The organism is Bryocella elongata (assembly GCF_900108185.1).
GTDB classification, from domain to species: Bacteria; Acidobacteriota; Terriglobia; order Terriglobales; family Acidobacteriaceae; genus Granulicella; species Granulicella elongata.
Window position 1 is genome coordinate 268,083 of the sequence record NZ_FNVA01000006.1, and the last position, 13,710, is coordinate 281,792.

The window sequence follows — 13,710 nt, forward strand, 5'->3', positions numbered from 1 at the left end:
GTCGAGAATGCTATCTTGGCTGCCCCGGAGGATCTACTGGATGGATCGTCGCCGCTTCCTTTCGCAATCCCTGCAGACGGCTGGCGTGGCGCTGCTACCAGGCGCGACCGCTTCGTCTGCGTCCGCCGCTGCGCCGATGGCGATGCCGGTTTTCGATGCGAACGGTGCCGAGTTTCCGAAGGACTTTCTTTGGGGCATGGCGACGGCGGCCTACCAGGTGGAGGGCGCCTGGAACGAGGACGGCAAAGGGGAGAGCAACTGGGATCGTTTCGCCCACACACCAGGGAAGATCAAGGGCGGAGCCACAGGCGACGTCGCGTGCGACAGTTACCATCGCTTTCCGGAAGACATCGCGATCCTGAAGCAGCTGCACCAGAAGAGCTATCGGTTTTCGATCTCGTGGGCGAGGGTGATGCCGCAGGGCAAAGGCCCGGTGAACCAGAAGGGGCTCGACCACTACAAGCGCGTATGCGACGCGTTGCATGAGGCCGGCATCCGGCCGTTCTGCACGATGTACCACTGGGACCTGCCCCAGGCTCTGGAGGACCTTGGCGGCTGGCCGAACCGCGACCTCGCCAGCTACTACGCGGACTACGCCGGGGTGCTGGCAAAGCATCTGGGCGACCGCATCCAGGTGTGGGCTCCGTTCAACATGCCCTGGACCTTCGCGTACATGGGCTATGGAGTAGGTGTCTTTCCTCCGGGCCGCGCGAGTTATGCCGACTTCCTGAAGGCGGCTCACACATTGTCTCTGGCGCAGGGCATGGGCTTCCGGGCGCTGAAGGCGAACTCATCTGTGGCGACGGTGGGGAGTGCCTACGGCGCGGCTCCGGCGTATCCGAAGACGGAGAGTGAAGCGGACAAGGCCGCGGCCGATCGCTACCACGCCATGAACAACGTGTTCTTCCTCGAAGCCGCCATGAACGGGCGCTACCCGAAGGCGTTTGTGGACGACCGGGCATTCGGGTTGATGGGTATCCGTCCAGGCGACGAGGCCGTCATGAAGGTTCCGCTCGACTGGGTCGGATTCCACTACTACACGCGGCGGATCGTTTCGGACGCGAGCGGCGAAGAACACGCTGGCGGCGGCAGCTTCGGCACAGAGCTGGAAGCCGACCCCGCGACCGGGCGAGACCCGTATACGCGCTTTCACGTCGAGATGGGCTCAGGCCGGGAGCTGACCGATGCCGGGCTGGAGATCTATCCCAAGGGGATCTACGACCTCGTGATGCGGATCTCGCGAGAGTACGGATCTCCGCCGATCGAGATCACGGAGAGCGGGTGCAGCTACATCGACGGGCCATACGCGAAGGACGGTGGAGCAATCCCGGACCAGAGGCGGATCAAGTTCTTTCGCGAGGAGCTGACAGAGCTAGCGCGGGCGATCCGCGATGGAGCGAAGGTGCGGGCGTTTCACGCGTGGAGCCTGCTGGATAACTTCGAGTGGGCCGACGGCTACAGTCAGCGCTACGGGCTCACCTATGTCGATCCGCGTGATCAGTCCCGGAAGATCAAGGACTCAGGGCTCTGGTACGGGCGGGTTGCGCAAGCGAATCGGCTGGACGTGTAGGAAGCGCGGATTGCGGTGGGCTGCAAACAACTCCGGGTCCATGCGGGACCCGGAGTGGCAGAGCGGTTAGTTGCGTTTCGGAAGCTTCTGGAAGGCGAGGAAGCGGCGCATGCGGTCGAGGGTGCGGGCTTTGCCGAAGACCACCATGGATTCCACCAGCGGTGGCGAGGTTGCGCTGCCGCTGACGATGGCGCGGAGGAGCATGAAGTTCTCCTTCACGCTCCAACCCTTGGCCTCGCCGAGTTTCTTCAGCTCGCCTTCGATGGAGTCCTTATCCCAGGTAGCGGCTTCGAGCGCGGTGAGCTGTTCGCCGACGAAGGCGAGGGTCTCGGCGGACTCGCGCTTCTTCGGGAGCCAGACGTTCTCGGGCGGCATGACGTTGTCGCGGAAGAGGAAGTCGGCGAGGTCGCCGATCTGGCCGAGGGTTTCGAGGCGGGCCTGGACGAGCGGGATGATGGACTGCAGGTAGGCGTCGGAGAAGATGGTCTCGCGCATGGCGGAGAAGAAGGCCTCGGGCGAGAGCTTGCGGAGGTACTCGCCGTTGAGCCACTTCAGCTTGACGAGGTCGAAGACCGGGCCACCGAGGGAGATGCGGGCGAAGTCGTACTTCTCGAGCATCTCCGGGAGGGTGAAGATGTCGGTCTCCTTGGTGTTGATGCCGCGGGAGACGATCTCCTGCTCGGTGAGCTGGGGCATGCCGCCGCCCATGAGTCCGAGGTAGTTGAGCACGGCGGGCGCGAGATAGCCGGAGTCGCGATAGAAGTTGAGCGAGACGGGGTTCTTGCGCTTGGAGATCTTGCTCTTGTCGGCGTTGCGGAGCAGGGGCATGTGCCAGAACTTGGGCATCTCCCAACCGAAGGCCTTGTAGAGCAGGATGTGCTTGGGCGTGGAGCTGATCCACTCCTCCGCGCGGATGACGTCGGTGATGCCCATGAGGTGGTCATCGACGACGTTGGCGAGGTGGTAGGTGGGGAAGCCGTCGGACTTCATCAGCACCTGGTCGTCGACGTTGGTGTGCTCGAAGGTGATGTCGCCGCGGAGCTCGTCGCGGAACGTTGTTGAGCCTTCGAGCGGCACCTTGAGGCGGACGGTGTAGGGGCGGCCTTCGGCGAGGTAGGCGTCGATCTGCTCCTGCGAGAGGTGGCGGGCGGCGCCGTTGTAGCGCGGGGGCGTCTTGGCGGCGATCTGCTGCTGGCGCATCGCTTCGAGCTCTTCGGCAGTCTCGAAGCTGCGGTAGGCGGTGCCGTTGGCGAGGAGGATCTCGACGTGCTCGCGGTAGATCGCGGTGCGTTCGGACTGGCGATAGGGGCCGAAGGGGCCACCGACGTCCGGGCCTTCGTCCCAGGTGAGGCCGACCCACTTGAGGGCGTCGAAGATCATCTGCTCGGAGGTGGAGACGAAGCGGGTGCGGTCGGTGTCTTCGATGCGCAGGATGAACTGGCCGCCGCGCTGCTTGGCGAAGACGTAGTTCAGGAGACCGATGTAGGCGGTGCCGACGTGGGGGTCGCCGGTGGGCGACGGGGCGATGCGGACGCGGGTGGGACGGGAGGTGGTGTTGCTCTCAGACATGTCAGCTATTGATGGTACTAGAGCGACGGGCTGAGGTTGTGGGTGGTGCTGAGACAGCGGCGACGGATGAGCCCGGGTCCCTTGAGGGACCCGGGGCACCCGGATCTGCCTACAGCTGTGTGGGTGGGGCTGGGGGATATTGCGGGGGATACTGCGGCGGGTAGTAAGCCTGCTGTGGAGCCGGAATGACCTTCCAGTCGCCAAAGGCCAGGATGCAGAGGACGATGAGGCTGCCGATGCCGGGAAACAGCGCCAGAAGCGCAAGCGGGCCGGCAAACCCTGCCTTCGAGAGGATTCTCCAGAAGAGAAAGATGAAGAAGGCCATGAAGGCCAAGCCGATGAGCATGAAGATGCCCATCATGCCGGCCATGGCGGCGCCAAACTGGCGGCCTTGCTCCGGTGTGAAGCCGGACGAGGCGTCCTGCAGCAGCAGGCTGGCCGCCGAGGCGATCTGGTGGTGAGTTTGCGCAAACGCATGCAGGGCAAGCAGGTGCATGGAACCTCCGAAGTCCGAAGACTGCCGACGAGTGTGAAGCAGGAATTGCAGCCAATGTACGCCAAGGGGAGCGAGTGCGCACGGGATTTCAGGCGTCGCGGATCACGTTGGTCAGTTGGCGGGGAGCGTCTCGACGAAGGCCCAGAAGGCTTTGTTCTTTTTCAGCTTCAGGATGGAGTCGTCCTTGCGCGGGTCGGGCAGCGTCTCGCCGGGGATGATGTTGGCCTTGCGGGCGAAGGCCTGTTCGAGGTGAGTGCGGGCGGGATCAGCTTTGCCTTCCTCGGCGTCGGCGCAGGCCAGGTTGTAGTAGTAGAGCGGGTAGTCGGGGTCGCGGGCGATGGCGGCGAGGTTCACCTCGCGGCTGTGCTTGAGGTCGCCGGACATGCCGTAAGCCATGCTGCTTTGGTCGGCAGCGACGCGACGCCAGCTGAGGTAGTCGGGCCCTGTAGGAGCGATGGCCAGTGCCTGTTCGAAGAGCGGCGCTGCAGCTGCGAATACATTGTGCGCGTAGAGGACAGAGGCGTAGCGGAACTTCGCGTCGTAGTCGGGCTGCCGGGTTGGATCGAAGGTGAGGGAGTCGATCAACTCATGGTCGGCGTCGAGGGAGACGAGCTCGGGGCCAGAGAGCTCAACGTCGGCGCAGAGGTCTGCGTGGGCCACAAAGAAGCGGCGGACGAAGCGGAAGGGAGACGGTGTGGGGCTCTGCTCGTACTCGGCTACGGCAATCTCAACGCCGGAGCGGCTCTTCGTCGTGTATTGGCCAAGAACATGGCGATATGGCGGGTTCTGGCCGGGTTCCGGCTTCTCTGCAGCTTCCGATTGCAGCATCCAGTCGCGGCAGGCGACGGCACTGGGCTGAGCTGGCTCGGGAAGGAACAGGAAGCCGAGCGCCTCATCGTGGGTCACCTTCGTGTTGCGGGCTCGGATGCCGAACTCGCGGCCATTGGGTTTGGCAGAGAGCTCGGCGATCTCGAAGCCGGGCGCATCCATGTGTAGCAGGCCAGGATGCTCCGCGAGTGCGAAGGTCATGGACTGCGTGGGACCTGGGGCAGGCAGAGGGCCGACGTGGAGATCGTTCGTTGCGGAAGGCTGATGCCTGTAGCGAGCGGCCATGTCTGGTGGCGCGATGGAGGAGAGCCGAACGTAGTCGGCTTCGGTGGGAATGTAGTCGGGCTCGAACGTGAAGCTATTCAGTGCAGGCTCGAAGAGCGCTTCCTCGCCTGCGTGGAATGGGGTCCGGGAGAGGTGGATCTCAGCGCAGACGTGGTCTTGAGCCACGAAGCCGAAGACGTTCTGCTGGTTGAGCGGGCGGCCGTTGTCCTCGATCAGGTAGGAGCCAATCTCAAGCGTCTGGCCGCTCTTCAAGGGACGGCTTTCGCCGTGCTTGTGTGTGACCCGCGCCTGCTTCAACGGCCCGTTGAGGATGGCGCCGAGGGTGTCGTTGCGGCACATGTCGCCGGTAGCATTGAACTGGGGATCGTAGTCCAGGATGTAGGAGACGACGAGCCCCTGCGACTTGTTGTTGAGTTGCAGGATCGCGCGACGGTCGCTGGGCGCGGAGAAGGTCTCGAGCTCCCAACCACCCTGTCTGTCGACAAGAATGCCGCCCTTGCCGGATGGCAGGACGAGTCGGAACGTCTGCGGTAGGGGCGCTTGCGCGCGCAGCACGGAACACAGGCTGAAGCTCAGCAGGAGGGCAGCGATGGGCCGGAGCATGGGAGCGAGTGTATCGCAGGATCTGGGGCGATCGCTGCAGGACTTAGCCCGGGTCCCTTGAGGGACCCGGGGCACCCAGAGTGGTGGTGGGTGTGGGCTACGTGAGATCGTCGGTGTCGAAGGCGGGTTTGCGGCCGAGGGCGGAGATGTCGTGCTTGTCGCCGGCGAGGCCGGTGAGCACGGTTTCTACGTCGTCCTCGTTGGGGGTCTCGGTTTCGGCGACCATCACGCGGGGTTCGTTCGGGATGGTGATGCCTTCGAGCAGGACCACGACGTGGGCGACGGCGGCGCCATCGTGCGAGAGGCCCTCGGGGGTCTTGCCCTTGATGGAGACTCGCTTGAGGTCGATGTCCAGCAGGTCGGCGACGCGTTCGCGCATCTGCGCGGCGATGGGCACGATCTTGGGGCGGTGCATGATGAGCACGCAGTCGAGGTTGACGATCTGGTAGCCGGCCAGCGCGACCTCTTCGAGGGCGGTCTTGAGGAAGAGCGTCGAGTCGGCGCCCTTCCACTTGGGGTCGGTGGGGGGGAAGAAGGTGCCGATGTCCCCGGCAGCCACCGCGCCGAGCAGAGCGTCGGTGATGGCGTGGAGCAGGAGGTCGCCATCGGAGTGGCCGGCGAGGCCTTGCGGGTGGTCGATCTTCAGCCCGCCGATGACGAGAGGAACGCCGTCCGCGAACGCGTGCGAGTCGAAGCCGAGACCGATACGGATATCCATGCTCGGATCATGTTAATGCAAGCCGGAGGGCGCAAAAGGTGTTGGCTGGTGGGATGGACGCAATTTGGTTCTGGATATTTTGTGGGGCCGTGACATATTTGGAGCGGAAATCGAAGCATCGCTGAGAGGCTGTGGTGGTCTAACCACCTGACAAACGACATTGAGGTTGAGCATGGAACGTGTTCTGGTGACCGGTGGGACGGGCTTTGTGGGAGCGCACTGCATCGTGCAGCTGCTGGGCAAGGGCTACACGGTGCGGACGACGATGCGGTCGTTGCAGCGGGTGGAGGATGTGCGGTCGATGCTGCGCGTCGGCGGGGCCAGCGAAGAGGCGATTGCGGGGGTGGAGTTCGCGCAGGCCAACCTGCTGGAGGACACGGGCTGGCAGGCCGCGGTGGCGGATTGCAGGTACGTGCTGCATGTGGCTTCTCCGTTTCCGGAGGGCGTGCCGAAGGACGAGAACGAGCTGATCGTTCCGGCGCGCGAGGGCACGCTGCGGGTGTTGCGGGCGGCTCGGGATGCAGGTGTGCAGCGGGTGGTGGTGACATCGTCGTTTGCGGCGATTGGCTATGGGCATCCGGCCAGCAAAAAGTTCTTTACCGAGGATGATTGGACCGTGGCGGAGAACCCTGCGGTGTTTCCTTACATCAAGTCGAAGACGCTGGCGGAGGCTGCGGCGTGGGAGTTCATCCGGCGGGAAGGCGGAGGGATGGAGCTTTCGGTGGTGAACCCGGTGGGCGTGTTTGGGCCGGTGCTGGGTGCGGACTACTCGACCTCGATCTACCTGATCAAGCGGATGCTGGATGGCAATGTTCCGGGGATGCCGCGGATACGCTTTGGGTCGGTGGATGTGCGCGATGTGGCCGAACTGCATTGGCTGGCGATGACGCGGCCGGAGGCGGCGGGTGAGCGGTTCCTGTGCACGTCGGAACACTTTGTGTGGGCGGTGGAGCTGGCGCGCATCCTGAAGGCGATGGGCCCGGTGGGGCGCAAGGTGAAGACCCTTGTGGCGCCGGACTTTGTGATTCGTCTCGTGGGGATCTTCGACCGCGCCGTGAAGCAGGTGGAGAGCGACCTGGGCAAAGAGAAGGATGCGACGAGCGAAAAGGCGCAGCGGTTGCTGGGCTGGCAGCCGAGGCCGGTGGCGGAGGCGGTGCGGGCTTCGGCGGAGAGTTTGGAGCGGCTGGGGCTGCTGTAGGGGGTGTGGTCTTCTTCCGGTTTGTGCTCGAATTGGAGATCCTTGGAAACCCACATCTCAAACTCGAGATGTGGGGCACCCGCTAAAGTAATCCGCGTAACTCTGCACGATGTGTCATCCCGAGCGAAGTCGAGGGACTTGCAGCTTGCCTGTGCTGGCAGAGAAGCAGGTTTCTCCACTACGCGGGACGATGAAGCTGTCCCGCTACGGTCGAAATGACACATTTGGGTGGTCCTGAATTTTTAGCGACAGCCTACAGGCCGCCGCTGACGTGGATGAGTTCGCCGGTGATCCAATGGGCGTCGTCGGAGGCGAGGAAGACGGCGACGGGGGCGATGTCGTTGGGCTGACCGATGCGACCTAGGGGCGTGCGGGCGATGAGGCCTGTGACGCGGGTTTCGAGGGCATTCAGCTGATCGCGCCTGCGGGGAACGTCGACCATGCCGGGGTTGATGCTGTTTACGCGGATGCCGCGCGGGCCGAGTTCCTTCGAGAGCACGCCGGTGATGGCGTTGATGGAGGCTTTGGTGGCCGAGTAGACGGCGGAGGATGGTGGGTTCTCGCGCGTGATGGAGGAGCCGATGTTGATGACGCTGGCCCCGGAGGTGAAGTGCGGCGAGGCGGCCTTCGTGACGAGCAGTGTGCCGAGGACATTCAGGTTGAAGTGGGCGTGGAAGTCGGCTTCGGTGATGGCTTCGAGCGGGGCGTAGCGGTAGATGCCGGCGTTGTTGACGAGGATGTCGAGGCGGGCGTACTTCGATAGGACCGCGGATACGAGGGCCTGGCATTCAGAGGCGATGGAGACGTCGGCCTGTACTGCGATGGCGTGGCCGCCTGCTGAGGCGATGGTCGCGACTACGTTGTCGGCGTCGGCCTGGCTGTGGGCGTAGTTCACGACGACGGAGGCTCCGGCGGCGGCCAACGCAATAGCGATGGCGGCTCCGATGCCGGTGGAGGCGCCGGTGACGAGAGCGACTTTGTTGGTGAGGGTGGGCATGGAAGTCCTTCGTGGCAAGGAGAGCGGTCGTTTGCTACCGCAAACGATACCCCACCCTTTTCACGATGGAGCCGTGAAAAGGATGGGCCACCCGAAGGTTGTGGCTAGCCGGCGAGGTAGAACTCGGCTACTTCGAGGTCGCCGGGCTGGGTGACCTTGAGGTTGCGGCTGTTGCCGGGGACGACGAAGACCTGGATGTTGGCGCGTTCGAGGAGGGAGGATTCGTCGGTGCCGACGAACTCATCGGCGGCGGCTTCGGCGAAGGCCTTGCGCATAAGTGGGACGCGGGCACCTTGTGGGGTCTGCGCGTGGACGATGAGCTCGCGGGGGATGGTGGCGGTGATGACGGCGCCATCAGCGGTGCGCTCGACCTGCTTGATGGTGTCGATGGCGGGCATAGCGACGATGGCTGCGCCGTGCTTCTCGATCGCAGCGATGGTGCGCTCGATGGTTTGCGGATCGACGAGTGGCCGGACGGCGTCGTGGACGAGGACGATGTCATCGTCGCTGGTCGAAGGCAGCGCGGCGAGGGCGTTGGCGACGGAGTCCTGGCGGGTATCGCCGCCGGTGACGACGTGGACCTGACTGCTGAGGCCGTGCTCGGCGACGAGTTCGGCGACGCGGGCCTGCTCGGACTCACGCACCGAGACGTAGATGGCCACGACGCGCGGGACGGCGAGGAAGGCTCGGAGCGAATGCAGGAGGATCGGAAGGCCCTTGAGTGCCAGGAACTGCTTGGGCGCGCCTCCGGTGGAGGCTGCCATGCGGGTCCCCAGACCCGCTGCGGGGAGAATGACGAAGACGGACATAGGAAGGGCAGTATACAGCGGCTTCGCCGGTAGCGGGGTTAGCGCTTCGCGTTAGCGCCCTTGCGGGCGTTAGCGAGTTGGCGAGTCAGCGAGTGAGCGGGACAACATGGGCTGACCTGCTGACCTGCTGACTCGCTAACGCGCAGCGCTGACTCGCTACCACGCAGTGCTAACGCGCAGCGCTGCCTTTCAACATCATCTCGTTGGACTGCTCGAAGCCGTACTTTTCGTAGATCGGGCGGCCGAAGGGAGAGGCATGGAGGGTGACGATGCTCGCGCCGCGGCGGCGGGACTCCTTGACGGCGGCGTCGAGGATGGCATTGGCGTAGCCGCGGCCGCGGGCCTGGGGAGCGGTATAGAAGTTGAGCAGGTAGGCGCGCAGGGGCTCGACGTGGAGGAAGTGGGGCGGCCAGTCCATGAGGTAGATGCCGCCGGCGGCGAGGACCTCGGAGCCTTCGTGTTCGCTGAGCAGCAGGCCGATGTAGGTGCCGGCGGCAAGGTGGCGAGTGAGCCACGCGGCGAAGGCTGGGTCCATGGCGTTAAGCGCGGCAGGGCCGCCGAAGTCGTTGTCGGCGAACATCTGGTGGCGGTGCCGGGTGATGAGGGCCACGTCGTCCAGCGTGGCGAAGCGGATGTGGGGCATCTGGAGATGGTAGATCGTTCTGGCTCTTGAGGGTGGGGAGTGATAAGTGGCAAGTGGGAGGTGGCAAGATTGGCCGGACGCGGTGGTTTGCACGAAGCCAGCAAGAGTCGCTATCCGGTTTCGAGCTTTGAGTTTCGAGTCTCGGGTTTCAGCGATGGGGTCGCTTAGCATTGGGTGGTGGCTGGACTTCCTGAACTGGCGTTGAATCGTGCTCTCTTCTCGGCGGGCGACCGTGTGTGTGTGGCTGTGTCGGGCGGCGCGGACTCTGTTGCGCTGCTGCTGGCGCTGATCGAGGCGAATAGGGAGTCTCGACTGAACAAGACGCCGCTGGGCGTCGTATTGAGCGCCGTGCATGTGAATCATGGGCTGCGGGGGGCGGAGTCCGAAGCCGACGCGGCGTTTGTTGCGGAGCTTTGCGAGCGGCTGAGTGTGCCTCTGACGGTGGAGCGGGTGGACACGGCAGGGCGGCAGGCGGTGGAGCGCGAGGGTGTCGAAGAGGCGGCTCGCGAGCTGCGGTACGGGGCGTTCGCCCGGCTCATGGAGTCCGGTGCCGCCAGCGTCGTGGCGACGGCGCATACGCTGGACGATCAGGCCGAGACAGTAATGATGAAGCTATTGCGCGGGGCCTGGACGGAGGGGCTGGGGGGGATTGCTCCGCTGGTGGCAGCGGAGCAGCAGAACAGCAGAACAGCGGAACAGCAGAACCGAGAGGGGAGGCGGAGGATTGTGCGGCCGTTGCTGGGGGTGCGGCGGGTCGAGATTGAGGCGTACCTCTTGGCCCGGGGGCAGGCGTGGCGGACGGATTCTTCGAATGCGGATGTGACGCTGACGCGGAACCGGGTGCGGCATGAGCTGATGCCGCTGCTGCGGAGCTTCAATCCGGCGGTGGATGTGCAGCTGGCGCGGGTGGCGGAGATTGCCCGCGACGAGGAAGCGTACTGGCAGGGCGAGGTGGCGCGGTTGCTTCCGCAGCTGCTGTTGCCGGGGCGTCCGGTGCGGGGTGGCGGACGGGCTGTCTCGACCGGAGTAGGAGAGGCGGGCTGCGCAATGGAGATCGAGCGCCTGCGGCCGCTGGCACCGGCGATGCGGCGTCGGTTGGTACGAGCGGCCGCGCGGACGCTGGGGGCTCGAATGAGCGCGGTGGAGACGGCCAAGGTGCTGGCTCTGGCGGGGATGGGGCAGCCTGGGGAGCCAGCGGGCAAACCCGGCGCGCGGCTGGAGTTGGCAAACGGTCTGCGGGTGGAGCGTACGGTCCGCGAGCTGCAGTTTGCCGTAGTGGGGACCGGTTAAGCGCGGCATCAATGCGTGAGACGGGGGCCAACCTGGCAGCGGTCTGCAATATCTGGGCGATGCCCCCGTTAACCAATCTGAAGTAGGACGGAAATGGCTCGAAAGTGCCCCCTTAAGTTGCACGGAATGTCGCTGGAAACGTTTGGCCGGGGGGTAGAATGATAGCGTTGTGCACTCCCTTCCTTGTGATGGGGCGCGGACGTGCCTGCACCGGAACGACGGCTGCGGCGTCTAAACTTATCGGACGACACGGATCTGGAGTTTTGTGTCGGCAAGAGCAGGGTGCAGGAGTGCTTGAACAGGAAACGAGGCAGCAGATTGAACTCAACAGTTAAACACTTGTTGATCTGGGTGGCGACCATCGGCATTTTGCTGATTGGCTGGAAGTTCGTCGTCGCCAATATGGGGGCCGGGCACGATAAGGAAGTCTCCATGACGGAGATGCAGAACGCCATCGATGCCAACAAGGTCTCTGATGTAACTGTCAACGGGAATGAGATCTCGGGCAGCTACAAGGACAGCAAGGAAAGCTTTCATACCTCGATCCCCACGGGCTACAACGACTTGTGGAAGGAGATGCGCGACCACGGCGTCAACGTCCACAACAAAGACCAGAACGGCAACATCTGGATGAGCTGGCTGTTCCAGCTTGCGCCGATCGCCGTGCTGCTGGCGTTGTTCCTGTTCATGATGCGGCAGATGCAGTCGGGCGGCAACAAGGCGATGAGCTTTGGCAAGAACCGCGCGCGCCTGCTCTCGATGCAGCAGAAGAAGATTACGTTCAAGGACGTCGCGGGCGTCGATGAAGCGAAGGAAGAGCTCAAGGAGATCATCGAGTTCCTGCGCGAGGCTCAGAAGTTCCAGCGCCTCGGCGGACGCATTCCCAAGGGCGTGTTGATGGTCGGACCTCCGGGCACCGGCAAGACGTTGCTTGCCCGCGCTGTTGCGGGTGAGGCCAACGTTCCGTTCTTCTCGATCTCCGGTTCGGACTTCGTGGAGATGTTCGTGGGCGTGGGCGCGAGCCGCGTGCGCGATCTGTTCGAGCAGGGCAAGAAGAATGCTCCTTGCATCATCTTTATCGACGAGATCGACGCTGTCGGCCGTCATCGTGGCGCAGGCCTCGGTGGTGGACACGACGAGCGCGAGCAGACGCTGAACCAGCTCCTGGTGGAGATGGACGGCTTCGAATCGAACGATGGCGTGATCCTGATTGCGGCGACGAACCGGCCTGACGTGCTGGATCCTGCGCTGCTTCGTCCGGGCCGCTTCGATCGCCGCGTGATCGTCGATCGTCCTGACATCCGTGGCCGCGAAGAGGTGCTGCGGGTTCACTCGAAGAAGGTGCCGCTGTCGGAGGATGTTGACCTGGCGGTGCTGGCTCGTGGAACACCGGGCTTCTCGGGTGCCGACTTGGCGAACATGGTGAACGAAGCTGCGTTGACTGCGGCTCGGTTCAACCGCAAGTCAGTACACATGTATGACTTCGAGATCGCCAAGGACAAGGTGCTGATGGGCGCCGAGCGTAAGTCGATGCTCCTGAGCGACGACGACAAGCGCGATACCGCCTATCACGAGGCTGGTCATGTGCTCGTCGCTGCGAAGCGCAAGCACTCCGATCCGCTGCACAAGGTGACGATCATCCCGCGCGGTATGGCGTTGGGCGTGACGATGCACCTGCCGGAAGAGGACAAGCACACGGTGACGAAGGACTACCTCGAGACGCAGCTGGCCATCCTGATGGGCGGCCGTTGCGCGGAGGAGATCTTCATGCACCGGATGACGACGGGCGCGGGCAATGACATCGTTCGCGCTACCGAGCTCGCCCGCAAGATGGTGTGCGAGTACGGTATGTCCGAGCTGGGACCGCTGACCTACGGCAAGAAGGAAGAGCAGATCTTCCTCGGCCGGGAGATCGCGCAGGCACGGGATTACTCGGACGACACGGCGAAGGAGATCGATCGCCTGGTGAAGCAGTTCGTCGATAACGGCTACAAGTCGGCGTACTCGATCCTTGAGGAGAATGGCGACATCATGCACCGCATGGCCGAGGCCCTGCTGGAGCGTGAGACGCTGGACGCCAAGGAGATCGAGCTGATCATCGCAGGTCAGGCGTTGCCGCCGGCACGTTCGGCGCTGGCGTTTGCCGAGCCCGGCGATGGCGACACGCAGAAGGTCATCAAGCCCGAGGGCGGACGTAAGTCTGGCTTTACCGAAGGCAGTGCCACGGCGTAAACGAGTTGCAACCCAACAACAAGCGAGGCGACCTTCGGGTCGCCTCGCTTGTTTGCGAGAATGGCTGCGAGGATGCCGACCATGAATCCGTTCATCAAGCCTGCAGTGCTATTGCGTGGAGAAGATGCCTTCCTGCTGGCAGCCGCTTTGTTTGCCTACGGTCATCTGCATCTGAGTTGGGTCTTGTTCGCAGTGCTGTTCCTGGCTCCTGATCTGTTGATGGTTGGATACCTGCTGAACGTCCGCGCGGGCGCTACTCTCTACAACGTGGGGCATGTGCTGTTTCTGCCTCTGTTGGTACTGGGCGCTGGGTATGTGACGGGCTGCATGGAAATGGTGGCCGTGGGGCTCATCTGGTTCAGCCACATTGAGCTGGATCGGATGTTGGGGTTTGGGCTGAAGTATCCGACCACCTTCAAGGACACGCATCTGCAGCATCTTGACCTGATAGCCGATGCGGTAGGCTAACTGG

At 63.8% G+C, this 13,710-nt stretch carries 12 protein-coding genes; 5 read left to right on the plus strand and 7 right to left on the minus strand.

The genetic code is table 11. The features are described from left to right. The first annotated feature begins 40 nt into the window (after nt 1-40). Nucleotides 41-1,570, plus strand: coding sequence for a glycoside hydrolase family 1 protein (locus tag C4S68_RS17145; protein WP_103934319.1), 1,530 nt, complete (start codon nt 41-43; stop codon nt 1,568-1,570). 66 nt (nt 1,571-1,636) lie between these two features. Here the strand turns inward: C4S68_RS17145 and gltX are convergent, their stop codons facing one another. The 4 genes from gltX to ispF all read right to left on the minus strand — a co-directional run bounded on the left by gltX (nt 1,637) and on the right by ispF (nt 6,069). After that, nucleotides 1,637-3,139, minus strand: coding sequence for a glutamate--tRNA ligase (gene gltX, locus C4S68_RS17150; RefSeq protein WP_103934320.1), 1,503 nt, complete (start codon nt 3,137-3,139; stop codon nt 1,637-1,639). A 109-nt stretch (nt 3,140-3,248) separates the two neighbouring features. Next, nucleotides 3,249-3,635, minus strand: a complete 387-nt coding sequence (locus C4S68_RS17155; RefSeq protein WP_103934321.1) for a hypothetical protein — start codon at nt 3,633-3,635, stop codon at nt 3,249-3,251. A gap of 111 nt (nt 3,636-3,746) precedes the next feature. Beyond that, nucleotides 3,747-5,351: a tetratricopeptide repeat protein gene (locus C4S68_RS17160; protein ID WP_103934322.1), complete on the minus strand. Its 1,605-nt coding sequence runs from the start codon at nt 5,349-5,351 to the stop codon at nt 3,747-3,749. A 97-nt stretch (nt 5,352-5,448) separates the two neighbouring features. Further along, the gene (gene ispF / locus C4S68_RS17165; RefSeq protein WP_103934323.1) at nt 5,449-6,069 is read right to left on the minus strand and encodes a 2-C-methyl-D-erythritol 2,4-cyclodiphosphate synthase; all 621 of its coding nucleotides are present in this window, start codon (nt 6,067-6,069) and stop codon (nt 5,449-5,451) included. 172 nt (nt 6,070-6,241) lie between these two features. On the opposite strand from ispF, the gene C4S68_RS17170 reads away from it, so the two are divergent. Further along, nucleotides 6,242-7,267: an SDR family oxidoreductase gene (locus tag C4S68_RS17170; protein WP_103934324.1), complete on the plus strand. Its 1,026-nt coding sequence runs from the start codon at nt 6,242-6,244 to the stop codon at nt 7,265-7,267. A 253-nt stretch (nt 7,268-7,520) separates the two neighbouring features. Here C4S68_RS17170 and C4S68_RS17175 read toward each other — a convergent pair whose 3' ends face one another. The 3 genes from C4S68_RS17175 to C4S68_RS17185 form a co-directional block, all read right to left on the minus strand. Next, on the minus strand, nt 7,521-8,264 hold the full coding sequence (locus C4S68_RS17175; protein ID WP_103934325.1) for a glucose 1-dehydrogenase: 744 nt from the start codon (nt 8,262-8,264) through the stop codon (nt 7,521-7,523). A gap of 104 nt (nt 8,265-8,368) precedes the next feature. Continuing rightward, nucleotides 8,369-9,073 carry a 2-C-methyl-D-erythritol 4-phosphate cytidylyltransferase gene (gene ispD / locus C4S68_RS17180; protein ID WP_103934326.1) on the minus strand — a complete coding sequence of 235 codons (705 nt, stop codon included), beginning with the start codon at nt 9,071-9,073 and terminating at the stop codon, nt 8,369-8,371. Nucleotides 9,074-9,242: 169 nt separating this feature from the next. Further along, the gene (locus C4S68_RS17185) at nt 9,243-9,716 is read right to left on the minus strand and encodes a GNAT family N-acetyltransferase (RefSeq protein WP_103934327.1); all 474 of its coding nucleotides are present in this window, start codon (nt 9,714-9,716) and stop codon (nt 9,243-9,245) included. A 177-nt stretch (nt 9,717-9,893) separates the two neighbouring features. Between C4S68_RS17185 and tilS the strand changes: the two genes are divergently transcribed. The 3 genes from tilS to C4S68_RS17200 all read left to right on the plus strand — a co-directional run bounded on the left by tilS (nt 9,894) and on the right by C4S68_RS17200 (nt 13,706). Then, a complete protein-coding gene (gene tilS, locus C4S68_RS17190) occupies nt 9,894-11,006 on the plus strand; it encodes a tRNA lysidine(34) synthetase TilS (protein WP_235011671.1) in 1,113 nt (370 codons plus the stop codon). A 318-nt stretch (nt 11,007-11,324) separates the two neighbouring features. Further along, nucleotides 11,325-13,238: an ATP-dependent zinc metalloprotease FtsH gene (ftsH, locus tag C4S68_RS17195; RefSeq protein WP_103934329.1), complete on the plus strand. Its 1,914-nt coding sequence runs from the start codon at nt 11,325-11,327 to the stop codon at nt 13,236-13,238. Between the two features lie 81 nt (nt 13,239-13,319). Beyond that, complete coding sequence (locus tag C4S68_RS17200) at nt 13,320-13,706, plus strand: DUF4260 domain-containing protein (protein ID WP_200821583.1); 387 nt, start codon at nt 13,320-13,322, stop codon at nt 13,704-13,706. The last annotated feature ends 4 nt before the right edge of the window (nt 13,707-13,710 follow it).